Origin of the sequence: Zoogloea sp. (assembly GCF_028689785.1) — a bacterium.
GTDB lineage: Bacteria > Pseudomonadota > Gammaproteobacteria > Burkholderiales > Rhodocyclaceae > Zoogloea.
Map to the genome: position 1 here is coordinate 1 of NZ_JAQVCN010000067.1, position 25,458 is coordinate 25,458.

The following is a 25,458-nucleotide window of genomic DNA, read 5'->3' on the forward strand; positions in this document are numbered from 1 at the left end:
CAGTTCGCCATCCTCTACACCGATCGTTTCATCCCGGCCATGACAAAATGAAAACCGTCGAGCGATCCTGGTCATGACCAAGATCACTCGAAACTCGCCTCGAACACAAAATTACTGACACTCCCGATCTACATGCTCGACAACACGATTGCGATAGTTTTCAACCGTGTTGTCGGGCGTGCAGATAAGGGAAATAGCTATAACAACGGTGTTGTCAGGCATCACAACGCCGTTGTTATAGTTTGCAACCGTGTTGTCAGGCATGCAGATGAGGGAAATAGCTATAACAAACGTGTTGTCACGCATCACAACACGATTGTTATAGCTTGCAATCGAATCTGCACGCTTGCAGGCAAGGAAAAAACTATCGTCGACGGCGGTGCGGGAGGTGTCGGGTTACGCTGCGCTAACCACGACCTACGTAGAGGCTGGGCTTTGGTTCCCATGGCGGACGGCTTATCGAGTGGGGTTGAATTCACACCGAGAACCCGACATTGCCCGTCGAATAGCCACTGCCCAGGAGGCGAGTTTCGCGTCGTGTCGCGCTTTCAGCCTTCCTGCCAGCGCCCATCGTGCGCTACCATACACACATCGACGTACATACATGAGATGCGCCATGGAAACGCTGACGACTCGGGTTTTCAACAACGGCAACAGCCAGGCGGTGCGCATTCCTGCCGAGTTTCGACTCGATACCGACCGTGTGCGCATTTCGCGTAACGAAGCGGGGGATCTGGTGATTCATCCGCTGCGTGTCCCGCGCGGAGGGGCGTTGCTGCAGGCCCTCAAGGCTCTGGGCGAGGTGGATGATGCCTTCGTCGCTGCCCTGGAGGCAGACCAGCAGGATGCCTTGCCCATGCAGGAGCGCGAAGCACTTTGATCTACCTGCTCGATACCAACATTCTGATTTACCTGCTCAAGAACCAGCCACCGGCGTTGGGTGAGCGCATCGATGCCCTGCATGACGAAGACAGCCTGTGCATGTCGTTCGTCACCTGGGCCGAACTACTCAAGGGCGCGGAGCGCAGTACCCGCAAGGCGGAGGTGCTGCGTCGGCTGGAGGGGCTGGCGCGGCTGGTGCCGGTGCGTTACCCGACGGGTCCGGCAATTTGCCGCCATTACGCCGAGCAGGCGACACGCCTTAAAACCGCAGGCACGCCCATCGGTGCCAACGATCTGTGGATTGCCAGCCACGCGCTGGCTGAAGACGCCACCCTCGTAACCCACAACACCCGCGAGTTTGCCCGGGTGTCGGATTTGCGGGTCGAGGACTGGGTGGAGACGAGCAGCGGGGCCTAGCGGGTTTCACAGTGCCGCCCTCCAAAAGCAAAAAGCCGCATCCCTGCGGCTTTTTGCTTGCTGTAGCTCAGACCTGCCTCAGGCCGTCGCGGCTTCCTTGTCGGTGTAAGGCACCGCGCCCTTCGGCACGTAATACCCTTCGCACTGGTCCAGGAACTCCTGCTTCTTGGCGCGGGGGTTGTAGAACTGCTTGTACCAGATGCGGGCCTTCATGAAGGGGCCGTCGCTGGGGATGAAGAGGCCGTTGAGGCAGGGGCCCTTGTTGGTCCACACCTCGAAGTCCTGCGCGAAGGCGGTGAGGGCGGCTTGCTGGAACTGGCGGGCGGCGACGGTATCGGGCAGGGTCGCCGTGGCGTTGCCGCCGGGGGACTTGACCAGCAGGGCGTGCCACACCTTGATGGTGCCGTCGTCCACCGGGGTGTGGGTGATCATCATCACCGCGTCGTAGAGGCCGGTGAGGTGGGAGATCAGCACGCCGGGGCCGTGATACACGGTGAGGGTGTGCAGGATGGGGCTGACGCCATCGGGGCCGACCAGGGTGCGGTGAGGGCCGCACTGGCGCTGGATGGCGTTGTGGCCCTTGAATTCGTTCTCGTACTTTTCCACGGTGGAGCCGTGGATGGGGCTCAGGTGGCCGTAGTCGCAGATGTTGTCGATGACTTCCTGGGGGTGCTGGTTGAGCATGCCGAGGTGGTCGAACTTCCAGCGCACCCAGGCGGGGTCGTCCCACTGGGGCAGGCTGGGGTGATCCCATTCGGGTTCGCCGTCTTCGGGGTCGTACCACACCCAGATCGCGCCGAGGCTCTCGACCACCGTCCAGGCCTTGACGTTGGCGGCAGCCGGGATCGGGCCCTCGTGGTAGGGGATGTCCTCGCACTTGCCGGTCGGGCCGAAGCGCCAGGCGTGGTAGGGGCAGCGGATGCTGTCGCCCTCGACGTTGCTGCCGCCGCCGTCGACCACCACGTAGGAGGTGTTGTTGGGGGCCGCCAGGTGGGTCTTCATGTGCGGGCAGTAGGCGTCCAGCAGCACGACCTTGCCGGTTTCCCGGCCGCGGTAAAGGGCGAAGTCCTTGCCGAAGAAGCGGACGGCGAGGGGTTTGTGGGTGTTCAGCTCTTCCGCGTCGGCAATCATGAACCAGCCGCGGGGGAAGGTGAATTCGCCCAGTCGATAGTCCTTGGTGGTGGCCATGGAGTCTCCTTTGTTCGGTGTGGGTTTGGGTGCGGGATGGGTGGTGAATCCCATTGTGGTGATGGCCGCCGGTGGCGGCATCCCTCGTTCGGACGATGGGGCGCGCGGAGCTTCAGCTGGCCTTCAGCGCATCCAGGCGATGGGTGTAGGACTGGATGGCCCGGCCCAGCAGCAGGGCGGTGAGCCCGAGCAGGCACAGCGTGAGCAGCAGCGCGTAGCGCAGGCTGCCCGGGCCGAAGCGGCCAACGAAGAGGTCGCTCAGCGCGCCGGAGATCAGCGGCCCCAGGCCGGCGCCAAAGAGGGTCAGGAAGAGGTTGAGCATCGCGGCGCCGAGCGCCCGCTGATTGGGGGCCATCATGTGGCTGGTGGCGGCGTAGCACAGGGGCGGCCACCAGGCGTTGAAGAAGCCGAAGCCGACGGCGAAGATCATGGCGTGGGGGATGGCCAGGCTGCCCAGCTGCCAGTTGCCCGCCGGCCACAGCAGAAACGCAAAGCCCATCGGCAGGCCCAGCACTGCGCCGATCATGGGCAGGCGGAGCTGCCAGCGCGGGTCGCGGCGGGTGAGGCGGTCGCAGTACCAGCCGCCAAAGATGGCCCCGCTGGCGGCGCCCAGGCCGCTGGCCAGGCCGAACAGCAGGCCGGCCTGGGCCAGCGGCAGGTTGTGGCTGCGCATCAGGAAGCTCGGCCCCCAGATGCCGTAACCGTAGCCGGCGATGCCGCCCAGCCCGCAGGCCAGGCACACCAGCAGAAAGGCCCGGATGCCCAGCAGCCCCCGCAGCTGGGCCAGCAGGGGCTGGGCGGCCTGGCTTGATTGGGCGGCGGTGGCTGGCGCGGCATCGAAACCGCCGCGGCGCGGCTCCTTGACGATGAGCCAGAGCAGGGTGGCGAGCACGAGGCCGGGGATGCCGAAGAACAGGAAGGTGGCCCGCCAGCCGTATTGCTGGGCGATCCAGCCGCCGAGGGCCATGGCCAGGATCATGCCGATGTGCGGCCCCATCATGAACAGGCTGATGGCGATCGAGCGCCGCTCCTTGGGGTAGAGGTCCGACACCATCGACATCGACGGCGCCATGCCGCCCGCCTCGCCGATGGCCACCGTCATGCGGGCGATCATCAGCTGCCAGAACTGGCTGGCCATGCCGCAGGCCATGGTGGCCAGGCTCCACAGGCCGCAGGCCATGGCCACCATGTTGCGCCGGTTGAAGCCCTGGTCGGCCAGGCGGCCGAGGGGGATGCCCATCACCGCGTAGAGCACCCCGAAGGCCAGGCCGGTGAGCAGGCCCATGGCGGTGTCCGAGGCGCCGAACTCGCGCTTGATCGGCTCGATCAGGATGGCGATGACGTTGCGGTCGATGTAGGAAAACACATACACCAGGGCCAGCAGCAGCAGGCTCAGATGGGTCCGCCAATTGACGGTGGGGGCGGGGGGGCGATGGACCTGGTTCATGATGGAGTTCCGGGCGAGGAGGGGAGAGGGTGTCGATACTGTCGGGCGGGCACAGGGCGGGCATCGTCCTTTTGGACGTTTTGGCCGGCCCCCCTGGCGCCTAGATTCAGGGTATGACACCAGGAGAAGCCATGGCCGACACCGCCCCAGATCTGCATGCCTCCGTGCCGCCCCCGGGCGCGGAATCCATTGTCTTCCCGTTTGCGCCCCCCGCGCCGGACGCCTCGGTGGTCGAGGTGGCGCCGGGCATCCTGTGGTTGCGGATGCCCATGCCGATGCAGCTCGACCACATCAACATCTACCTGCTGCGCGATGGCAGCGGCGAGGACGCGGGCTGGTACATCGTCGACACCGGCCTCAACACCCCGGCCTGCAAGGCCCTGTGGGAGGAGGTGGTGGCCACCCGGCTGGATGGCCTGCCGCTCAAGGGCCTGGTGTGCACCCATTTTCATTACGACCACGCGGGCCTGGCCCGCTGGCTCACCGACCGTTACGCCATTCCGCTGTGGATGACCCACGGCGAGTTCTTCACCATGCGGGCCCTCGGCGAGCGCCTGCCGGAGCCGGCGCCGGAAGGGCTGGTGCTGTTCCACCAGCGCGCCGGCATGCCCGCGGAGCGCATTGCAAAGATGCTGGCCGGCCTGCGCAAGGACCCCTTCATGCCGCCCCAGCCCGAGAGCTTCCGCCGTCTGCGGGCCGGCGACCGGCTGGAGGTCGGCGGCCGTAGCTGGCAGATCGTGGTGGGCGAGGGGCACTCGCCCGAACACGCCTGCCTGTACTGCGCCGAAGACGCCATCCTGATCGCCGGCGACCAGCTGCTGCCGCGGATCACATCCAATGTGCTGGTCTCCAGCATGGAGCCGGAGGGCAACCCGCTGCAGCTGTGGCTGGATTCCCTCGACCGGCTCGACCGCCTGGCGCCCGACACCCTGGTGCTGCCGTCCCACGAGCGGGTCTTCCGGGGCTTGCGGCCGCGGGTGGCCGAGCTGCACGCCCATCACCGGCAGCAGTTCGACCTGCTGCTGGCGGCGCTGGCCGGCGGGGCGCGCCTGTCGGCCTTCGAGGCGATGGGGGTGCTGTTTCCGCGACAGCTGAAGGCCGCCGAGGAGATGATGGCCGTCGGTGAGAGCCTGGCGCACCTGGCCTGGCTGCGCTATGCCGGCCAGCTCACCCGCAGCCTGGACGAAGATGGCGTTTACCGCTTCGCCCTGGCGGCCTGAAGCGCTTAAAGTGCGCGTCCGGCGCTCTACCCAACCAATAAACCACTAAAAGAAATGCCGGCGCCCCCGCGCCGGCAAGGAGACAAAACCCATGACCGAAGCCACCTCCCAGGGCATCGCCCTGGCGCTGCAGGCCCGGGCGCAGCTGACGGCTCCCGGCGCGCCCTTCGAAGTGATCGAATGCACCGATGGCGATCACGCCGAGCGGCGCTACCGCAACGCCTTCCCGACCCTGCCGGCGCTGCTCGCGGCGAGCCGCGCCCACGGCGACAAGCCCTACATCCAGTACCAGGGCGAAACCTGGACCTTCACCCGCTTCTTTGCCGAAGCCGATGCCGTGGCCAGCTGGCTGCACAAGGCCGGCGTGTGCCCCGGCGACCGGGTGGCGATCGCCATGCGCAACCGGCCCGAATGGGGGGTGGCCTTCGTGGCGACGGCCCTGCTGGGGGCGATCCCGGCGCCGCTCAACAGCTTCGGGCTGCGCGAAGAGCTGCACGCCGCGCTGGCCGACCTGGCGCCCAAGGTACTGTTCTGCGACCCCGAGCGCCACGCCCGCGTGGCCGGCGACGGCGCGCCGGATTGCGTGATGGTGGTGACCGACAGCGCGCCGGCCGGCTCCGAGTCCTACGCGGCGCTCGCCGCCCAGCCCGCCGAGCCGCCGCCGGTGGCCGACGTGGGCCCCGACGACCCGGCGCTGATCCTGTTCACCTCCGGCGCCACCAGCCGCGCCAAGGGCGTGCTGTCCACCCAGCGGGCGGTGTGCCAGGCGCTGTTCAACATTGATTTCATCGGCGCGGTGTCGGGCATGAGCTCGCCCGAGGCGGTGGCGAAGATCATGGCCCGTGGCCTGCCGCCCACCACGCTGACCGCGGTGCCGCTGTTTCATGTGAGCGGCCTGCATGCCCAGCTGCTCAATGCCCTGCGCAATGGCCGCCGGCTGGTGTTCACCCACCGCTGGGACCCGGCCACGGCCCTCGACCTGATCGCCGAAGAGAAGGTCACCCAGTTCAACGGTGCGCCGTCGATGGTCCTGCAGCTGCTGGCCGAGCCCCGCTTCGACGACCCGGCCGTGACCGGCAACCTGGGCGGCTTGGGCTTTGGCGGCGCCGGGCTGCCCCAGCGCGCCATCGACGAGGTGTTGAAGCGCCCGCAGGGGGATATGTCCGGCATCGGCTTCGGCCTCACCGAGAGCAACGGCGTCGGCGCGGCCGCCTCCGGTGCCGTCTTCCGCCACGCCCCGCGTTCGTCGGGCCTGATCTCGCCGATCATCGACCTGTGCATCATGGACGCCGAGGGCAACGCCCTGCCCGTGGGCAGCATGGGCGAGATCTGCCTGCGCGGGGTGACCTTGATGCAGGGCTACTGGAACGATCCGGACGCCACCGCCGGTGCCATCCGCGGGGGCTGGTTCCACACCGGCGACGTGGGCTACGTGAGCGACGAAGGCTTGCTCTTCGTGGTGGACCGGATCAAGGACGTGATCAACCGATCCGGCGAGAAGATCGCCGCCGCCGAGGTGGAGTCCTGCCTGCTGCAGCACCCGGACCTCGAAGAGGCGGCGGTGTTTGCGATGCCCGACGAGGGCACCGGCGAAGCGGTGGCCGCGGCCGTCGTGGTGCGCGAAGGGCGACGCCTGAGCGAAGCCGAACTGCAGGCCCATGTGGCCGCCCACCTGGCCGGCTACAAGGTGCCGGCCCGCATCTTCATCCGTCAGGATGCCCTGCCCCGCAACCCCGCCGGCAAGCTGCTGAAGGGTGACCTGAAGCGGGCGTGCCTGTCCCCCACCCGCTGAAGGCCGGGGCCCTGCAGGGGCATCTGTAGAGGCATCTGCAGGGGCGACTTCAGTCGCCCTCCGCGCATCGATCACAGGCATGCCGTTGATCGGAGTCCGCGGGCGACTGAAGTTGCCCCTGCAACTCGCCCCTACACGTCGCCCATACAAGTCTCCCCCTGCAAGGGGGCTAGTCCTCTCGGACGATGATCCGCTTGCGGCTTCCACGAAGAATGGCCGCAGATGAAACGGTGTGCATCACCCGCCTGAACAGGTGATTCATCTGCACAACAACCATTCCGCTCAAGAAGCCATTCGCACCCGGAAGGAGACTCCCAAATGAAAAAAACCCAGTCATGGGCCCCTGTCATCACCACCCTGGCCCTGTCGGTCGCTGCTGCCAACGTCAGCGCCAAGGTGACCGAGGCTGAAGCCGTCAAGCTCGGCAAGGAGCTGACCTGTGTCGGCGCCGAGGCCGGCCCCAACAAGGACGGCACTATTCCGGCCTTCTCCGGCAAATGGCTGGGAACGCCTCCCGGCATCAAATACACCCCCCACGTGGGCCAGCATCCGGCCGATCCGTTTGCGGCCGACAAGCCCCTGTTCGTGATCACCCAGGCCAATGCCGCCCAATACGCCGCACGCCTCAGCGACGGCCAGAAGGCGCTCCTCGCGCGCTTCCCCGACACCTACAAGATCCCGGTCTACCAGGGCCGCCGCGAATTCCGCTACCCCGACAAGATCTGCGAACTCGCCAAAAAGAACGCGCGCGAAGCCGAGCTCATCGATAACGGCTTCGGCTTTACCGGGGTAATGGGCGCCATTCCCTTCCCGATCCCCAAGCACCCCATGGAGGTATTGGCCAACCATAACTTCCCGTACCGGGCCTTTACCGAAGAGAACCGTGCCCGCGATGTGGCCGACGTGAACTCCAAGGGCGTCATCACGTGGGGGCGTCAGTACAACAAGGGCATGAATCTGGTCACCGCCCCCGAGAATCTGGGCAAGCCGATGGAGGGCAACATGGCCTATAACATCACCGGCACCCTGCTGCCCGAGCGTGACAAGGGCACCATGACCACCTCCATCGAGCCGGTGAACTTTGCCAAGGGCAAGCGCCTGGCCTGGAACTACGACCCCGGCACCCGCCGCGTGCGCCAGCTGCCGCAGTATGGCTACGACACGCCCCTCGCCGGCTCCGGCGGCAAGCTCACCATCGACCAGGACCGCCTGATGAACGGCGCCCCGGATCGCTACGAGTGGTCGCTGCACGGCAAGCGCGAGATGTACATCCCCGCCAACGCCTACAAGGTGCACGACAAGGGCATCAAGTACGCCGACCTCCTCAAGCCCGGCCACCCCAACCCCGACCTGCAGCGCTACGAGCTGCGCCGGGTGTGGGTGCTCGAAGGCAAGCTCAAGGACGGCTACCGCCACCCCTTCGGCAAGCGCGTGATGTTCATCGACGAGGACACCTGGCACGCCGTGGCCGGTGACTACTACGACACCCGCGGCCAGCTCTGGCAGCACGCAGTCATCAACTACTACTACGCCTTCGACATGAACGCGTGGCACGCCGGCACCAGCTTCTACCACGACCTCAACTCGGGCAGCTACGTGGCCTACAACCTGTTTCAGGAGCGGGAGATCGGCCCCATCCTCAACAAGGGCGACATGAACCCCGACCAATTCACCCCGGCCGCCTTGCGTTCCGCCGGCAACTGACCCAGCGCACATCAGGGAGACAAGCAGAATGAAAATGCACACCGCGCTGCGCCCTCTGGCGCTGGCCCTGCTGGGCGCCGGCATGACTGCACCGGCCCTGGCCGGCGAGTCCATCGAGCTCGACAACGGCTACAAGCTCGACTGGCGGGTCAATTCCACCTACACCCTGTCCACCCGCATGGAGAACCGCGATCCCAAGATCGCCGCCTACTCCGGCGGTAACGACGGCAACAACAACTTCGACAAGGGAAGCCTCACCGCCAACCGCCTCAGCCTGCTGCTCGACACCAGCATCACCAACGGGGTGAACGGCCTGGTCCTGTCGGCGTCCACCTTCTATGACGACGTTTATCACCAGACCAACGACAACACGGGGCCGGTGAACAAGCCGGGGCCCGTCGACGAGTTCACCCGCGACGCCCGCCGTTTCCATGGTGGCTACACCCGCCTGCTCGACGCCTACGTCTTCAACACCTTCGACCTGGGTGAAGGCCGCCGCGCCAACGTGCGCCTCGGCCGTCACGTGGTGTCGTGGGGCGAAGGCTTGTTCTTCCCCAGCATCTCCCTGGCCCAGGGCCCCGCCGACGGCACCAAGACGGGCATCGTCGGCACCGAAACCAAGGACCAGCTGCTGCCGGAAGACCAGATCTCCACCCAGATCGAGATGTCGCCCAAGTGGTCGCTGCTCGGCCACATGCAGTTCGGCTTCCACACCACCATCGCCCCGGCGCCGGGCTCCTACCTTAGCAGCGCGGACTCCACCGGGCCGGGCGGCACCTGCCTGCAACCCTACCGCACGGTGGGCGGCCGCTCGGTGTGTTCCTACGGCCTGCGCGGCAATGACATCGACCCCGGCAACACGCCGCAATGGGGCGTCGGCACCCGCTACCGCCTGACCGAAGAGACCGAAGTCGGCCTGTACTACCTCAACTACCACGACCGCTCGCCGTTGCCGGTGATCAACGCCTTCAACGCCACCTCCGGCGCGCTGGGCGGTGGGTCGTACAACGTCCGCTACTTCGACAACATCAAGCTCATCGGCGCCACCTTCAGCACCTCGGTGGGCGCCGCCTCGATCGCTGGCGAAGTGTCGTACAAGCAGGGTGCCCCGGTGCTGGTGAAGACCCTGGTCAACCCGCGCGCACCGCAGGCCGCCAGCAGCTACCTGCCCACGCCGACCCGGGGCGAGATCCTCCAGGCCAACCTCAACACCATCTGGAACCTGGAACGCACCGCCATCGCCGACCAGACCACCCTGACCGCCGAAGTGGCTTACGTCACCATCGGCAGCATCGAGGCGGTCAACGCCCCCGGCGCCGCCAGCACCACGATCTTCCCCAAGAGCAAGGACCTGTTCTTCGGTGCCAACTACGGCGTGGCCGCCTCCGGCACCCTCAGCCTCGGCTACCCGGGCATCTTCGAGGGCTGGGATCTCAGCGTGCCGATCAGCCTGTCCCGTCAGCTGAAGGGCCGCACGATCACCGGCGGCGTCGGCGGCGAAGGTGACATGCGCGCCAGCATCGGCGCCAACTTCACCTACCGGCGCAACCTCCAGGTCGGCCTGACCTACATGGGTTACTTCGGCAATGCGGAGGTGGTGAACCAGCGCGAATTCCGCGCCCTGACGGACCGGGATCAGCTGTCGCTGGTGATGAAGTACTCGTTCTGACTGCGAGCGGGCAGCCTTGCTGCTGCCGGCCTGTGCCGCCAGAACCGGAACCTCGATGTGGTGATTTGACCGCTTGAGGGATCGGCAAAAACGCCCGGTTGTCCGGGCGTTTTTGCGTGGTGGGGGAGGGTGGGGAACTTCTCGTTCTCTTGCCGGCCGACCGCGCTGCGCTCATCGCAGGCATCCTCCAACGTCTTTCATAGCCGTGACGATGAAAGCGCCTTTGGTGTGATGGTCTGGTGCCATATTGGCACCGGCTCTTGACAAATTGGTGCCAATATGGCACCATATATACCCGTTAATAAAAAAGGAGGTAATCATGCGTTAGTGTCTGGTCGGTTCCTTTTTTGATTTTTATACACATAGAGAGGTTAAAAAATGGCCAACACTAAGTTGCTGGATGCAGCTTCAGTTAGCCGGGGGCGTATCACTGCCCGTGTTCCACAAAACGTCATTGAGGTACTTGAGACCGCTGCAATCATGGTCGGCTCTACCCTCAATCAGTTCGTCACGCAGGCTGCGGTCGAAAAGGCGGAGAAGATCATCGAGAACGAGAGAATCATCAGAATGTCGGCAGCAACGGCCACATGGTTCTTCGATTTCATCGACAACCCACCTCCACCGTCACCTGCTCTGGCGAACGCATTTAAGCGTTATCACGCTAGAAAGGTAGAAAATGAAGGTTCAGGTTCAACGTTTGACTTCGGTACATGACAGAACAAAGTTCAAGTGTGGTGAAGCAGAACTAGACAAGTGGCTTGAGACTCAAGCCCTTCAGCAGCAAACAAGAGACACCTCCAGGACGTTCGTCTTGGTCGACGAAGCAAATCCGACCGTTGTGCTCGGGTTCTACGCACTGACCATCTCGCAGGCCGATGGAAGCTCAGTGCCGATTCGCAGTCAGCCGAAAATCGTGCCCGTTATACGCTTGGCTCGTCTCGCGGTCAGGGAAGACCTTCAAGGAACATCGGACCGCTTTGGGGAATTCCTCTTGCTACAGGCGATCGAGCAAGCCGTAGAAATTTCAGACGCTGGCGCCGGGGTTGCTGTTGCGGTCGATGCCAAGCACGACAACGCGGCATCCTTCTATATGAAGTATGGGTTTCAAGTCTCGCCGGATAACCCCTTGGTGCTCTACCTCCCCATGTCGGTGTGCAGACAGTTCGTGAAGGCTACATAAGCGATCTTAAGGCGCGGTTTGGCGGTGGCCGGGAACACCGCCAGATCAGAGATTCACGCCTGTAACCGTGTTGTCGAAAACATCTGTTTCCCCATCACGAATGCGCCAGCTTTGCCCCCCGCACCTTCTCCTCGCTCCCCACCCCCAGCCACACCGCCAGCGCCGGCAGCAGGAAGATCGCGCCCAGCACATTCACCAGGAACATGAAGGCCAGCAGGATGCCCATGTCGGCCTGGAACTTGAGGGCCGAGAAGACCCAGGTGCCGACGCCGATTGACATGGTCACGGCGGTGAACACGGCGGCGGTGCCGCGCTGGCGCATGGCTTCGTAGAAGGCTTCGCGCAGCGGCAGGCCGGCGTGGGTCATTTCGTGCTGGAGGCGTTCGTAGATGTAGATGCCGTAGTCGACGCCGACGCCCACGCCGAGGGCGATGACGGGCAGGGTGGCCACCTTGAGGCCGATGCCCAGCAGTGCCATCAGGGCGTTGCACATGATGGTGACGATGATCAGCGGCACGATCACGCACAGCACGGCGCGCCAGGACCGGAAGGTGATCCAGCACAGCAGGGTGATGGCGCCGAAGATGGAGGCGAGCATCTGGATCTCGGCGTGCTCGACGGCTTCGTTGGTGGCGGCGGCGACGCCGGCGTTGCCACCGCCGAGGCGGAAGCGCACGCCGGGGGTGTTCTCGGCGTCGATGAAGTGCTGGACCTCCTTGACCACGTGGGCGAGGGTCGGGCCCTGGTGGTCCTTGAGGTAGACCAGCAGGTTGATGGTCTTGCAGCCGTAGGTGTTGAGGCCGAGGTCCGGGTTGGCGGCGCGGCCGCCGGTGCGCAGGGCGGTTTCGGAGCGCTGCAGGGCGGCCCAGCGGGGGTTGGCCTCGTTGTTGCCGGCCACATACAGCTTGGCCAGGCCGGCCACGGTGGCCACCGATTGCACGCCGACCACGCCGCGCATGTGCAGGTCGAAGCGCTCGACGGCGTTCATCACCTCCCAGTTGAGGCAGGCTTCGGTGTGCCCTTCGGTCTCGACGTACACCGACAGCACGTCCATCCCGATCGAATAGTCGCCGACGATCCGGGCGTTATCCTGGTTGTAGCGGGATTCGGCGCGCAGTTCGGGCACGCCGGAGCCCACGTCACCGGTCTGCAGCTGGCGGGACTGCCAGGTGGCGCCGGCGAGGATGAGCAGGGTGACCAGGATGCTCAGCATGGCCGGCATCGGGCGCGACAGGGCCGACAGCGCCCACCACAGGGCGTGGCGCTGGCCGGCTTCGGCGCTGTGCCCGAGGGCCGCGCGCTCCAGGTGCAGGTGCGACAGGATGATGGGCATGATCATCATGGCCACACCGAGGCAGGCGGTGATGCCCAGCTCGCGGACGATGGGGATGTCGATGAGCATGATGACCAGGAAGCCCAGCGCGTTGGCCAGCAGGGCCATGGTGCCGGGGATGGCGAGCTTGCGGAAGGCGCCTTCGGCGGCGTCGAGGGCGGTCTGGCCGTCGAGCACGTCCTGCTTCCAGGCGTTGGTCATCTGCACGGCGTGGGAGACGCCGATCGAGAAGATCAGGAAGGGCACCAGCACCGACATGGGGTCGATGCCGTAGCCGATGAGGGGCAGGATGCCGAGCAGCCACACCACCGGCAGCAGGGCCACGGTGATGGCCAGCAGGGTCAGCTTGATCGAGCGGGAATACAGCCACAGCAGGGTGGTGGTGATCCCGAAGGCGATGACGAAGAACAGCAGCACCGTGGTGAGGCCCTCCATCACGTCGCCCATCACCTTGGCGAAGCCGACGATGTGGATGTCGATCTGCTCGCTGGCGTGGGCGGCGCGGATCGCCTCCAGCTTCTCGGCCACCGAGGCGTAGTCGAGCTTCTCGCCGCTCTGCGGGTTGATCTCCAGCAGGTCGGCCTGGACCAGCGCGGACTTGAGGTCGTTGGCTACCAGGCGCCCGATCTGCCCGGACTTGGCCACGTTGGCGCGCACCTGGGCCAGGCTCTCGGGGTCGGCGTTGAACTGGGCGGGGATCACCACGTCGCCGTTGAAGCCCTCTTCGGTGACCTCGATGAAGCGTACGTTGGGGGTGAACAGCGAGCGCACTTCGCCGCGGTTGACGCCCGGGATGAAGAAGACCTCGTCGGTCACCTGCTGCAGGGCCTTCATGAAGGTCGGGTTGTAGATGTCGCCCTCGCCCTTCCAGCGCACGCTCACCATCACCCGGTTGGCCCCCGAGAAGGTGCTGCCGTACTGCAGGAAGGCCTGCATGTAGGGGTGGGACATGGGGATCAGCTTGTTGAAGCCGGGGTCGAGCCGGGTGTTGAGGGCCGAATAGCCGAGGCCCAGGGTGAGCAGCAGGAAGAGCGCGCCGAGCGGCCGCCGCCAGGCGATCAGCATGCGGGCCAGGAAGGCCACCAGCGCGTCGGTACGGGTCATGGCGTGATGGGTCATCAGGAGGCTCCGGTGGTGGTGTGCGGGGCGCTGCGGCCCTGGGTCGCGTCGGCGCTGCGGGTGGTCGGCTTGTAGCGCTGCAGGCCGCTGTCGCTGGTGAGCAGCAGGCTGCCGTCGGCCTGCCGGTGGATGCCGGTGAGGCTGGCGCGGCCTTCCTTGCGGATGACCTGGAAGCTGCGCCCGTCGTCCTGGCTGGCCAGAACGATGCCGCCCTGGCCAGCCAGGAGCAGGCGGCCACCGTCCGTCACCGCGTGGCCGTAGGTGGACACCGGCGCCTGGACGCTGGCGGCCTGCCAGCTGCGCCCGCCGTCCTGGCTGAAGTGCACGTTGCCGCGCATGCCGTAAGCCACCCAGGTGCCGGAGGCCAGCTGCACGGCGCCATAGATGGAGCCCTTGTAGAAGGGCGGGACCACGGCCCAGCTGGCGCCGCCGTCCTCGGAGCGGAGCACGGTGCCCGCTTCGCCGGTGATCAGCCACTGCTTGCCGTCGGCCGACCCGCTGATGCTGTTGAGGTGCCAGTCGGAGAGGCCGGGGATCGCGTGGGGCTGCCAGCTCTTCCCGTCATCCACCGAGCGCAGCACCCGGCCGAAGGCGCCCACGGCCAGCCAGTCACCGGAGGGCAGGCGGGCGGCGCTCATCAGGGGTTCGCCGTTGGATTGCTCGAAGGCGGTTTCTTCCCAGCTCAGCCCGCCGTCGGTGCTGCGCAGGATCCAGCCCTCGTGGCCCAGGGCCAGGCCGGTGCCGTTGCCGGCAAAGGCGGTGCGGGTGATCGGCGCCTGGCGGGACTGGGCCTGCCGGGCGGCCTGCCAGCTCGCGCCGTCGTCGCGGGAAACCAGGATCTGGCCCAGCTCGCCCGCCGCCACCAGGCCGGCGCTGGTGCGGGCGATGCTGTTGAGCTGCATCTTGTCCACCGGGATTCGGGTCTGCTCGAACTGCGGCATGCTGCGGGGCGAGAAAGCGTAAAGGCCGGCGGCCGCCACGATGGCGGTCACGGCCACGCCGACGCGTGTTCGCATGGGTGTCTCCTTTTGAACGGCGGGCGCGCGGCCCGATGGCTTATCTTTTTGAATGTCTAGCCATTATTGGCAGCCGGGTTTCCGGGGCATCGTCCAAAAGGGTTACGGGCGGGGCCCGATCGGCCTGCCGGTTTCCGTTAGTCCGTTCAGACGATGAATCCGGGCTCCCCGCTGTGGAACTCTTCCTCCATCGAAGTGTTTGACCCGCCGGGGTATTTCCGCCACCGGCACACAGGAGGAGGAAGACCATGGATGCGGTAAAGAAAGAGCTGTTGATGGACGCGTTTGCCGATGACTACATGACGCCCGAGGCGATCGAACTGGTGGCCCGCGCCCGCGCCCTGGCTCCGAAGCTGGCCGCACGGGCCCGGGAGGCCGAGCGTCAGGGCATGGTGCCGGTCGAGACCGTCAAGGAGATGCAGGAGGCGGGCCTGTTCCGCGTGCTGCAGCCCAAGCGCTGGGGCGGCTACGAGCTGGACCCGCGGGTCTTCTATCGGGTGCAGATGGCGCTGGCCGAGGGCTGCATGTCGACGGCCTGGATCTACGGCGTGATCGGCGTGCACAACTGGCAGCTGCCGCTCTTCCCCGACCAGGCCCAGCAGGATGTGTGGGGCAGCAACTCCGCCACCCTGATCGCCTCGACCTACATGCCCACCGGCAAGGCCGAGAAGGTCGAGGGCGGCTACCGCTTCTCCGGCCGCTGGGGTTTCTCGAGCGGCAGCGAGCACTGCGATTGGATCTTCCTGGGCGGCCTGCTGCCCAAGCGCGACGGCAGCGAGGGCTTCGAACACACCACCTTCCTGCTGCCCAAGGCGGACTACCGCATCGAGCACAACTGGGACGTGCTGGGCCTGCGCGCCACCGGCAGCCACGACATCGTGGTGGACAACGCCTTCGTGCCGGAACACCGCACCCAGCGCACCAACGACCACTCCGACGCCGGCTGCCCCGGCCGCGAGGGCAACCCGGGCTGGCTGTACCGCATCCCCTTCACCCAGGTCTTCCAGCGGGCCGTGTCGTCCGCCTGCCTGGGGGCGCTGGACGGTGCCGTCACCGAGTTCCGCAGCCGCGCCGCGGCGCACGTGGGCAAGCATGGCGCCAAGACCGCCGAGGACGTTAACGCCCAGCAGGCCGTGAGCGAGGCGATGATGACCAGCGACCAGCTCAAGCTGGTGCTGTTCCGCAACTACGCGCGGATCGTCGAATGCGCCCGCAGTGGCGAACGGATGCCGGTGGAAGAGCGCCTGATGCAGCGTGCCCAGGCCGCCCAGGTGCCCAAGCAGTGCGCTGCGGCGCTGAGCGAACTGATGCGCGCCTGCGCGGCCTCCGGCACCTACAAGAGCAACCCGATCGAGCGCATCTTCCGCGACGTTCATCAGGCCCGGGGCCACATCGCCAACAACACCGACACCTACGCGCGCATCCACGGCGCGGTGATGCTCGGCCTGTCCAATCCGGACCCCTTCGTCTGATTCGCTGTGCCGGATATGCACCCGGCTGTGCCGCCCATGACTGCCAACCGCTATCACCGCCTCACGGTCCAGGCCGTGACCGAGGAAACCCCCGATGCCCGTTCGATCACCCTGGCCGTGCCGGAGGGGCTCGCGGACAGCTTCCGCTACCGGCCGGGCCAGTTCCTGACCCTGCGTCTGGCGGTGGACGGGCGCCACCTGCCCCGTTGTTACTCCATGTCGAGCACGCCGGGGCTGGATGAGGCCCTGCGGGTCACGGTCAAGCGGGTGGCCGGCGGGCGCGGCTCCGGCTGGTTGTGCAGCAAGCTGCGCCCCGGCGACAGCCTGGAGGTGATGGCGCCGGCGGGCATCTTCACCCCGGCCGGGCTGGAGGGCGACTTCATCCTGGCGGCGGGGGGGAGCGGCATCACCCCGGTGTTCTCCATCCTGCGCGCCGTGCTGGCCCGGGGCTGTGGGCGCATCCGCCTGATCTACGCCAACCGGGACGAGGGTTCGGTGATCTTCCGCGATGCCCTGAAGGCGCTGGCGGCGGAGCACCCGTCCCGGCTGCAGGTGATCCACTGGCTGGACTCGGTGCAGGGCACGCCCACGGTGGCGCAGCTGGCCGAGTTCGGCCGTGGCTTCGAAGGCGCCCAGGCCTTCATCTGCGGCCCGGGGCCGTTCATGGACGCGATGGCCACGGCTTTGGCCGGGGCCGGGCTCGACCCGGAGCGGGTCCACGTGGAGCGCTTCGTCTCGCTGCCCGACGAGGAGGACGCCCAGCCGGCGGTCGCCGCCGACGCCCCGCCGCCGCAGGTGGACACGGCCGAGGTGAGCCTGCTGCTCGACGGCACCGAGCACCACTTCAGCTGTGGCGGCAGCGAGACCCTGCTGGATGCCGCCGAACGCCAGGGCATCAGCCTGCCCCACTCGTGCCGGGTCGGCATGTGCGCGTCGTGCATGTGCCAGGTGGAGGAGGGTGAGGTGGTGCTACACCACAACGACGCGCTGGATGCCCGCGATCTGGCCCGGCGGTGGACCCTGGCCTGCCAGGCAACACCTGCCACGCCGCGGCTACGGGTCAAGTTTCCGGGCTGACCCAGATCTCTAAGCAGGGTTTCCTTGCAGGGGCGCAGGCCGTCATCACCGGCCTGCGCCCCTGCTGTTTCTGTTACCGGCCCGCGTCGTCTGCCTCCCGGTGCGAGCTTAGTCCCATCGGACGATGGCGCGGGCAGGGCGCCTCCGTATCCTCAAGGCAGCTTCCCGAGGCCCCTGCGCGCCCGCCCCCAACAAGAGGAGAACACACGTGAAAGTACTGGTCCCGGTAAAGCGGGTTGTGGATTACAACGTCAAGGTTCGCGTCCGCAGCGACAACAGCGGCGTTGATTTGAACGGCGTGAAAATGGCGATCAACCCCTTCGACGAGATCGCCGTCGAGGAGGCCGTGCGGCTGCGCGAAAGCCAGCAGGCCGCCGAGGTGATCGTGGTGAGCTGCGGCGGCACCGCGAGCCAGGAAACCCTGCGCACCGCGCTGGCGATGGGCGCCGACCGGGCGATCCTGGTGGAGTCCGACGCCGAGCTGCAGCCCCTGGCCGTCGCCAAGCTGTTGAAGGCCGTGGTGGACCGGGAGCAGCCGAGCCTGGTGATCTGCGGCAAGCAGGCCATCGACGACGATGCCAACCAGACCGGCCAGATGCTGGCGGCCCTGATAGGTGCCGGCCAGGCCACCTTCGCATCGAAGCTGGTGGTGGAGGGCAGCTCGATCCACGTCACCCGCGAGGTGGACGGCGGGCTGGAGACGCTGGCGGTGGGGCTGCCGGCGGTCGTCACCGCCGACCTGCGCCTCAACGAGCCGCGCTACGCCACCCTGCCCAACATCATGAAGGCCAAGAAGAAGCCCCTTGAGGTGCTCGCCGCCGCCGGCCTGGGCGTCGACGTGACCCCGCGCCTGCGCAATGGACGCCACGAAGAGCCGGCCTCCCGCAAGGGCGGCGTCAAGGTGGCGGATGTGGCCGAGCTGCTGAGCAAGCTGAAGAACGAAGCAAAAGTGATCTGAGGGAAATGAACATGAAAACGCTGGTGATTGCCGAACACGACAACCGCAAGCTGGTGGGGGCCACGCGCCACGCCGTGACCGCCGCCGCCCAGCTGGGCGGGGAGGTGGACCTGCTCGTCGCGGGGGATGGCTGCGGGGCGGTCGTCGCGGAGGCGGCCCGGGTGGCCGGCGTGAGCCGCGTGATCCAGGTGGAAGCCGCTTTCTACCGGGATCAGCTGCCCGAGAATCTGGCCGCGCTGGTGGTTTCTCTGGTACAACTAAAGTTATACAAAAACGTGCTCGCCGGGAGCTCGGCGTGGGGGCGTAACGTGACCCCCCGGGTCGCCGCCCTGCTGGATGTGGCGCAGGTCTCGGATGTGCTGAAGATCAGCCGGCGCGGGTGTTATCAGCGCCCGATCTACGCGGGTAATATCCTCGTCAGCCTCGAGTCCGACGAGCCGGTGCAGGTGCTGACCGTGCGTACCACGGCCTTCGACGACGCGGGTGAAGCCGCCCCGGCGCCGGTTGAAGCCGCCGACGCCGGTCCGGACCTCGGCCTGAGCCAGCTGCTGCGCCGGGAGATCCGCCGTTCGGAGCGGCCGGAGCTTGGCGCGGCCAAGGTCGTGGTCTCTGGCGGCCGCGGTCTCGGCAGTGCCGACAACTATCAGCAGGTGCTCACTCCGCTGGCCGACAGGCTGGGGGCTGCGCTGGGGGCTTCCCGGGCCGCGGTGGACGCGGGCTACGTGCCCAACGACTACCAGGTGGGCCAGACCGGCAAGATCGTCGCCCCCGGGCTGTACGTGGCGGTGGGCATCTCCGGCGCCATCCAGCATCTGGCAGGCATGAAGGATTCCGGCGTGATCGTGGCCATCAACAAGGACCCGGATGCGCCGATCTTCCAGGTCGCCGACTATGGGCTGGTGGCGGATCTCTTCGAGGCGGTGCCGGCCCTGACCGGCTCGCTGTGACCGATCTGCGTGTCCGGCACGCAGGGTGTCGATAAGGAACAGGCAGATATAAAGGTGGAAGGGTATCCAGGGTGGTCAGCATGAATCTCGAAATGGACGTGTACGACCGTATCGTCAGCGCCCTCTACGAAGCGGCCCTGGACAGCCGGCGCTGGGGCGTGGCCCTGGAGCACTTCCGGGCGCTGTTCAAGGCCAATTACGTGACCCTGATCCTCAAGGTCCCGGACCTGACGGAGACCGGGCTGATGATCTCGGTCGGGGAGCTGCCGGGTGGCATCGGCGGCAAGGTGGTGTATCACACCTACCAGCACACGGCGACGCCCTTCGTGAACCAGCCGGCCGACAAGGTGTTCGTGGTCGACGACCTGATGAGCGAGGCCGAATGGCGCAAGGCACCGTATTACATCCACTGGTGCAAGCCCTACGACGTCTTTCACGTGATGGGGGCCGACATCTCGACCCCCGAATCCGGCAAGCTGCGCTTCCGCATCACGCGCCCCGAGAGCGCCCCGGCCTTTTCGCTGGAAGAGCGCCAGCTCTGCGAGGCGCTGCTGCCGCACCTGCGCCGCGCCCTCCACATGCACAACCTGCTCGACCGCAGCGAGTCGCTGGGCATGCTCTACTCGAAGGCGATCGGCCGGCTGTCGGTGGCCACCATCGTGCTCGACGAGACGGGCAAGGTGCTCGACCAGAACTTGATCGCCCAGGAGATCCTCGACAGCGGTGACGGCCTCAAGCTGGTGGGCGGGCGCCTCGAGGCAACCTATCCGAGCGACAACCGGGCCCTCCAGCAGCTCATCCGCAACGCCTTCGCTCACCATCCGGGCGACCGCGTGATCCCGTCCGAGGCCATGTCGATCTCGCGGCCCTCCGGGCAGGTGAGCCTCGGCGTGGTGATCGAGCAGGTGCCGTCGAGCGAATGGGCCGAGGGCAAGGGCAAGCCGTCGGTGGTGATCTACCTGCGCGACGCGGCCAGCAAGTCCCTGGCCAGCACCGCCGTGGCCAAGCAGCTCTTCAACCTGACCCCGGCCGAAACGGCGCTGGCGATGGAATTGACCAACGGCCTGTCGCTGGAAGAAGCGGCCGAAGCCCTCAACATCCGCCGCAACACGGCGCGGGCCCACCTGCGCTCCATCTTCTCCAAGACCGGTGTGCGCCGCCAGACCGAGCTGGTGCGCATCATGCTCAACAGCGTGGCGGCCCTCAGCCACCGCTGAGGCCCCGGCCGCCGCGCTGCCCGGTGCCTGCGGCCGGGCGGGGTGACGGCGATCTGGCTGGTTGCTAGTTGAGGGGGCCGGCGTAGGCGCCGACCGCAATCACCTGCTGGCCGATGCGGACGAACCAGGTCTGCTTGCGTTCCATCTTCTGGGTCAGGGGGTTGCGCCAGGCGTACTCCAGCCGGCCTTCATCGCTGGCCCGGGCGGCCTTGATCAGGTCGCGGATGAAGGGCTTGCCGTTGGCGTCGATCAGTTCGCCCACCGGGCGGTTGATCATCCGCGGCATGCCCCCGTGGGCGCGGATCACCTGGGTCTCCATGTCGAGGACGAACACGTACAGGTCGTCCCGCACGAAGCTGCCGTTGAGGTCGTTGAAGCGAGGGAGGGCGCGCTCGCCGTGCTGCTTGAATTCATGCACCGCGGCCCACAGCAGGGAGCGGGCCTGCTCGGCCGTCGAGCGGGATGTGTAATAGCCCACCACCAGAATGTTGTCATTCACCACCCGGTAGCTGGCCGTCTTGCGTTCGATCTGCCCCGGGCCGGTGTTGAGCCAGTGGTACTCCACCACACCCGTGCGGCGCGTTTTGGCGCCGTCGAGGATCTCCCGGAAAAACGGCTTGCCCTTGGCGTCAGGCATGTCGCGCACGTTGCGGCCGATCAGGGTGACGGAGCTGCCGCCGCTGGCCAGAAAGTTGCCCGCCAGGTCGAGCACATAGACATACAGCGGGCCATCCCGGAACTCGCCGCTGCGGCTGAAGGCCGCGTGGGCGCGCTGGCCGTTGTCCCGGTAGAAGGCTTCGGCCTTGTCGAGGAGGGCCTCGGCGCGGGCGCTGTCGGGATTGGCCGCCGCGGCGGTGGCGCTGGGCGCAGGCGGTTCGGCCGCGACGGCAAGGGACACCGGGCCAGCGCTGGTCATGAGCCCGGCGGCCAGGAGCAGGGGACGAAGGCGGATCATCTGGAGGGACTCCCGGATGTGAGTGGATGGACCATCTGTAGCCTGGAATTGTAAGGGCGAGCCCCCCGGAGCCTTCTAGTCCGGGCGGACGATGCCCGGGCCGTTGGCGCCTCCACATACTGCAGGATCACGCCCACAGGCGCCTTTTTTCATTCCAAGGAGACAATTCATGCCCACCACTGTCGTCACCGGCTCGGCTTCCGGGATCGGCGCCGCGGTCTGCCGCCAGCTGCAGGCCGCCGGCCATCGTGTCATCGGCATCGACCGGGCCCAGGCCGACATCGTGGCCGACCTTTCAAGCGCCAGCGGGCGCCAGGCTGCGCTGAGCGCGGCCATCGACGCCTGTGGCGGCGTCCTCGACGGCCTGGTGTGCTGCGCGGGCGTGGGCGTCACGGCGCCTTCCAGCGGCCTGATCGTGTCGGTGAACCACTTCGGCATGAGCGAGCTGGTGGATGGCCTGGCGGATTGCCTGCAGAAAGGCCATCAACCCGCGGTGCTGCTGGTGGGTTCGGTGGCCGCCGTCCAGCCCGGCGTGGAGCAGATCCCGCTGGTGGAGACCCTGCTCGCCGGCGACGAGGCCCGCGCGGTGGCCGAGGCCGACGCGATGGCCCAGCCGGCTGCGGCCTACGCCGCCTCCAAGTTTGCGATTACCGCCTATGCGCGCCGCAAGGCCGTGGAGTGGGGCAAGCTCGGCATCCGCCTCAATGTGCTGGCCCCGGGGGCGGTGGAAACCCCGCTGCACAAGGCGTCCCTGGACGACCCGCGCTACGGCCAGGCGGTGAAGAACTTCGTTGCCCCCATCGGCCGTGCCGGCCAGCCGGACGAGATCGCCCAGGTGGTGGCCTTCCTCCAGTCGCCCCAGGCCAGCTTCGTGCATGGGGCGGTGATGTTCGTCGATGGCGGCATGGACGCGATGATCCGCCCGAAACGCTTCTGACCGGGCCACCGCCCGAGTGCATGAGACAACCGGCCTCGCGCCGGTTTTTTCATGCTTGCGGGCGGCTTCGGAAGATGGGGACTAGTTCAAGCGGGGGATGAGGCCCGCTGCGGTGGCTCGGACAATCGGCTTTTCGAAGTCTTGCCGGCACGGCGGTGATCGAACGGCTTGTCTGCAGATCCGCCGTGTTGCCTGACTTCGCCTTCATTCCCTTGAGCGAGAACAGTCATGAGCAGCGAACGAGAATCGATGGATTTTGATGTGCTGATCGTCGGCGCAGGCCCCGCCGGGCTTGCCGCGGCGATCCGGCTCAAGCAGCAGGCGGCCGCCGCCGGGAGCGAGATTTCCGTTTGCGTGATCGAGAAGGGCGCGGAAGTGGGCGCCCATATCCTGTCGGGGGCGGTGATGGACCCGCGGGCCCTCGACGAACTCCTGCCCGACTGGAAGGCCCTCGGCGCCCCCCTGGACACCCCCGTCCGGGAAGACAAGGTGCTCCTGCTCCAGGAGGCGGGCAGCCGTCAGATCCCCCACGCCCTGCTGCCGGGCTGCCTCACCAACGACGGCAACTACATCGTGCGCCTCGGCAACCTGGTGCGCTGGCTCGGCGAGCAGGCCGAGGCCCTGGGAGTCGAGATCTACGCGGGGTTTGCCGGCGCCGAGGTGCTTTACGACGACACCGGCGCCGTGATGGGCGTGGCCACCGGCGACGTGGGCCTCACCCGCGACGGGCTGCCGGGCCCGGCCCATCAGTTGGGCATGGCGCTGCACGCCGCCTACACCCTGTTTGCCGAAGGCTGCCGCGGGCACCTGGGCAAGCAGCTCGAAGCCCGTTACGCGCTGCGCGCCAACAGCGACCCGCAAACCTACGGCATCGGCATCAAGGAGCTGTGGGAGGTGCCCTCCACAGCCCATCAGCCCGGGCTGGTCGTGCATACCACCGGCTGGCCACTCCGCGCCGACACCTACGGCGGCGGGTTTGCCTACCATCTCGAAGGCGGCCTGGTTGCCGTGGGGCATGTGGTCGGCCTGGACTACGCCAACCCCTACCTGTCGCCCTTCGAGGAGTTTCAGCGCTTCAAGACTCACCCCGCCATCCGGGCCTACCTCGAGGGCGGCAAACGGCTCGCCTACGGCGCCCGTGCCATCGCGGCCGGCGGCTTGCAGAGCCTGCCGGAGCTCGTCTTCCCGGGCGGGGCGCTGATCGGCGACGACGCCGGCTTCCTGAATGCGGCGCGCATCAAGGGTAGCCACGGGGCCATCAAGTCCGGCATGCTGGCGGCCGACGCCATTGCTGACGCCCTCGCCCAGGGCCGCCGCCGGGATCGCCTGGAAGCTTACCCCGTGGCCTTCCGCGCTTCGTGGCTGCATGCCGAGCTCCACACGACCCGCAATTTCAAGCCCTACATGAAGAAGGGGCGCTGGCTGGGGTCGCTGCTCTTCGGACTGGACCAGAAACTGCTGCGCGGCAAAGCCCCCTGGACCCTGCGCAACAGCGCCGACCACGACAAGCTGTGCCCTGCCGGGCAGAGCGAGCGGATCGAGTATCCCAAGCCGGACGGCAAGCTGACCTTCGACCGGCTCTCGTCGGTCTTCCTCTCCAACACCAATCACGAGGAAGACCAGCCCTGCCACCTGCGCCTCGGCGACCCCGGCGTGCCGATCCGCATCAACCTCGACCGTTTCGACGCCCCGGAAACCCGCTATTGCCCGGCGGGCGTATATGAAATCGTGAAGGACGGCGAAGCCGCTGAGCCGCGCCTGCAGATCAACAGCCAGAACTGCATCCACTGCAAGACCTGCGACATCAAGGACCCCACCCAGAACATCACCTGGGTGGCGCCCCAGGGTGGCGAAGGGCCGATCTATCAGGGGATGTAGGGATCGTTTCGGGGAGGGGGAAGCCCGTGAGGCGGGGCTGCAAGGAGGGGCGAGGCCAGCGACGTCGCACCCGTCCGCGGTCGAGCGCTAGCTCTCGCGGGGCGCCCCTGCATGGTGTGGCGCACGCCCAAACGCGGCGCCGGCCGGCGTTGCTCTCGGCCGGGTGGCGTTGCTCTCGGCCGGGTGGCGTGCGTGCGGATGCCTTCGGAGGGTAGTCAATATCATCGGTTTTAAACGGATTAAATTTGAATCTTTGTTGATAGATAGTTGAAATATTGACATAAATGTCCCGGCGCATCACCATCCTTGCTTCCCTAACGAACCCACGTGGTGCAGCAAGTTGACGCTTAAGACCCCCCCTGGAGGCGCTGCGCCTACCCCGGATCAGACGACTCCTGCCTTCGCCAGCCCTTGGCGTCCCCTCGCTGACTGGGCGACGATGAACAGTTGCCTGGAGGCGTTCGTCCTTTTGGTGCTTACCTGTCGATGTGAGGAAAAACCTGAGTGGTTTGGCACCGTCCTCAGCCGGATCTCGACTGCGCGGGCGTGCCAGCTCTTAAGCGGCTGGTCCTTTGACTTGCCGGAGCTCGAGCCTTGGGCCCACTTGGCTCAACGAGTAAGCGCAGCCCCGTCGCCGGCCTTCCCACTGCCGTTATCCGCCGCCTTGCGTCCCGAGCAGCATCTACGTGGTGATCTCTCCACGGCATACCTGCTTGGTTGCTTGATCGATGGTGCGCCGGTGCCGCGTGATAGCAGTCGAGTGCTGGCATTTACTGATTGGTTTGACTCAGTACGTCTGTGGTTGGTGGGCCAGGCTCTGATCCGAGCATTAAGAAGCAACTATTTAGACGGCAACATCCGGGTGGTAGCAAGTGCTATTCGTCACGCTGCTGCTCGTAACCCGGATTGGCTCAGGCTCGTTAGAGCACCTCGAATAACCCGCAATTTTCAGCAAACGCCATCGCACAACGATGATCGCGGCCGAATCCGGTTCCGTTTCTTTGGCAAACCATTGTTTTCTTCGCCGGTGTCACCCCGCCTTTGCCTCGA

The 25,458-nt window shown here is 66.6% G+C and carries 20 protein-coding genes; 15 read left to right on the forward strand and 5 right to left on the reverse strand.

Annotated features, from left to right (window positions below; genetic code table 11):
• Positions 1–616: 616 nt before the first annotated feature.
• A complete protein-coding gene (locus PHI64_RS19915; RefSeq protein ID WP_299886848.1) occupies positions 617–880 on the forward strand; it encodes an antitoxin in 264 nt (87 codons plus the stop codon).
• Positions 877–1,299, forward strand: a complete 423-nt coding sequence (locus PHI64_RS19920; protein ID WP_299886850.1) for a type II toxin-antitoxin system VapC family toxin — start codon at positions 877–879, stop codon at positions 1,297–1,299. The genes PHI64_RS19915 and PHI64_RS19920 overlap by 4 nt, the downstream gene beginning before the upstream one ends.
• A 78-nt stretch (positions 1,300–1,377) precedes the next feature.
• On the opposite strand, the gene PHI64_RS19925 is transcribed toward PHI64_RS19920, so the two are convergent.
• Positions 1,378–2,487 (reverse strand): Rieske 2Fe-2S domain-containing protein, encoded by a 1,110-nt coding sequence (locus PHI64_RS19925; protein WP_299886853.1) that lies wholly within the window; start codon positions 2,485–2,487, stop codon positions 1,378–1,380.
• Between the two features lie 112 nt (positions 2,488–2,599).
• Positions 2,600–3,934, reverse strand: a complete 1,335-nt coding sequence (locus PHI64_RS19930; protein ID WP_299886856.1) for an MFS transporter — start codon at positions 3,932–3,934, stop codon at positions 2,600–2,602.
• Between the two features lie 131 nt (positions 3,935–4,065).
• Between PHI64_RS19930 and PHI64_RS19935 the strand changes: the two genes are divergently transcribed.
• The 6 genes from PHI64_RS19935 to PHI64_RS19960 all read left to right on the forward strand — a co-directional run bounded on the left by PHI64_RS19935 (position 4,066) and on the right by PHI64_RS19960 (position 11,499).
• Positions 4,066–5,154 (forward strand): MBL fold metallo-hydrolase, encoded by a 1,089-nt coding sequence (locus tag PHI64_RS19935; protein ID WP_299886859.1) that lies wholly within the window; start codon positions 4,066–4,068, stop codon positions 5,152–5,154.
• 91 nt (positions 5,155–5,245) lie between these two features.
• Positions 5,246–6,946 carry a class I adenylate-forming enzyme family protein gene (locus PHI64_RS19940; protein ID WP_299886862.1) on the forward strand — a complete coding sequence of 567 codons (1,701 nt, stop codon included), beginning with the start codon at positions 5,246–5,248 and terminating at the stop codon, positions 6,944–6,946.
• 318 nt (positions 6,947–7,264) lie between these two features.
• A complete protein-coding gene (locus tag PHI64_RS19945; RefSeq protein ID WP_299886865.1) occupies positions 7,265–8,650 on the forward strand; it encodes a DUF1329 domain-containing protein in 1,386 nt (461 codons plus the stop codon).
• Between the two features lie 28 nt (positions 8,651–8,678).
• Complete coding sequence (locus PHI64_RS19950; protein ID WP_299886868.1) at positions 8,679–10,319, forward strand: DUF1302 family protein; 1,641 nt, start codon at positions 8,679–8,681, stop codon at positions 10,317–10,319.
• Between the two features lie 378 nt (positions 10,320–10,697).
• The gene (locus tag PHI64_RS19955) at positions 10,698–11,033 is read left to right on the forward strand and encodes a DUF1778 domain-containing protein (RefSeq protein WP_299886870.1); all 336 of its coding nucleotides are present in this window, start codon (positions 10,698–10,700) and stop codon (positions 11,031–11,033) included.
• Positions 10,996–11,499, forward strand: coding sequence for a GNAT family N-acetyltransferase (locus PHI64_RS19960; protein ID WP_299886873.1), 504 nt, complete (start codon positions 10,996–10,998; stop codon positions 11,497–11,499). Before PHI64_RS19955 ends, PHI64_RS19960 begins: the two co-directional genes overlap by 38 nt.
• 94 nt (positions 11,500–11,593) lie before the next feature.
• On the opposite strand, the gene PHI64_RS19965 is transcribed toward PHI64_RS19960, so the two are convergent.
• Together PHI64_RS19965 and PHI64_RS19970 are read right to left on the reverse strand one after the other, a co-directional pair.
• Positions 11,594–13,951 (reverse strand): MMPL family transporter, encoded by a 2,358-nt coding sequence (locus PHI64_RS19965; protein WP_299886875.1) that lies wholly within the window; start codon positions 13,949–13,951, stop codon positions 11,594–11,596.
• Positions 13,951–14,967: a YCF48-related protein gene (locus PHI64_RS19970; protein WP_299886878.1), complete on the reverse strand. Its 1,017-nt coding sequence runs from the start codon at positions 14,965–14,967 to the stop codon at positions 13,951–13,953. The genes PHI64_RS19965 and PHI64_RS19970 overlap by 1 nt, the downstream gene beginning before the upstream one ends.
• Positions 14,968–15,215: 248 nt before the next feature.
• On the opposite strand from PHI64_RS19970, the gene PHI64_RS19975 reads away from it, so the two are divergent.
• The 5 genes from PHI64_RS19975 (at position 15,216) to PHI64_RS19995 (ending at position 20,638) form a co-directional block, all read left to right on the forward strand.
• A complete protein-coding gene (locus PHI64_RS19975; protein ID WP_299886881.1) occupies positions 15,216–16,439 on the forward strand; it encodes an acyl-CoA dehydrogenase family protein in 1,224 nt (407 codons plus the stop codon).
• A 36-nt stretch (positions 16,440–16,475) separates the two neighbouring features.
• Positions 16,476–17,516, forward strand: coding sequence for a ferredoxin--NADP reductase (locus tag PHI64_RS19980; protein ID WP_299886884.1), 1,041 nt, complete (start codon positions 16,476–16,478; stop codon positions 17,514–17,516).
• Positions 17,517–17,724: 208 nt separating this feature from the next.
• Entirely contained in the window at positions 17,725–18,474 is a 750-nt protein-coding gene (locus PHI64_RS19985; protein ID WP_299886888.1) for an electron transfer flavoprotein subunit beta/FixA family protein, read from the forward strand.
• 11 nt (positions 18,475–18,485) lie between these two features.
• Entirely contained in the window at positions 18,486–19,421 is a 936-nt protein-coding gene (locus PHI64_RS19990; protein ID WP_299886891.1) for an FAD-binding protein, read from the forward strand.
• An 80-nt stretch (positions 19,422–19,501) separates the two neighbouring features.
• Positions 19,502–20,638: a helix-turn-helix transcriptional regulator gene (locus PHI64_RS19995; RefSeq protein WP_299886894.1), complete on the forward strand. Its 1,137-nt coding sequence runs from the start codon at positions 19,502–19,504 to the stop codon at positions 20,636–20,638.
• A 64-nt stretch (positions 20,639–20,702) separates the two neighbouring features.
• Here PHI64_RS19995 and PHI64_RS20000 read toward each other — a convergent pair whose 3' ends face one another.
• Positions 20,703–21,593, reverse strand: a complete 891-nt coding sequence (locus PHI64_RS20000) for a cache domain-containing protein (protein WP_299886897.1) — start codon at positions 21,591–21,593, stop codon at positions 20,703–20,705.
• A 169-nt stretch (positions 21,594–21,762) separates the two neighbouring features.
• On the opposite strand from PHI64_RS20000, the gene PHI64_RS20005 reads away from it, so the two are divergent.
• Together PHI64_RS20005 and PHI64_RS20010 are read left to right on the forward strand one after the other, a co-directional pair.
• Positions 21,763–22,530, forward strand: a complete 768-nt coding sequence (locus tag PHI64_RS20005; RefSeq protein ID WP_299886900.1) for an SDR family oxidoreductase — start codon at positions 21,763–21,765, stop codon at positions 22,528–22,530.
• 228 nt (positions 22,531–22,758) lie between these two features.
• Positions 22,759–24,408, forward strand: coding sequence for an electron transfer flavoprotein-ubiquinone oxidoreductase (locus PHI64_RS20010; protein WP_299886903.1), 1,650 nt, complete (start codon positions 22,759–22,761; stop codon positions 24,406–24,408).
• Positions 24,409–25,458 lie beyond the last annotated feature (1,050 nt).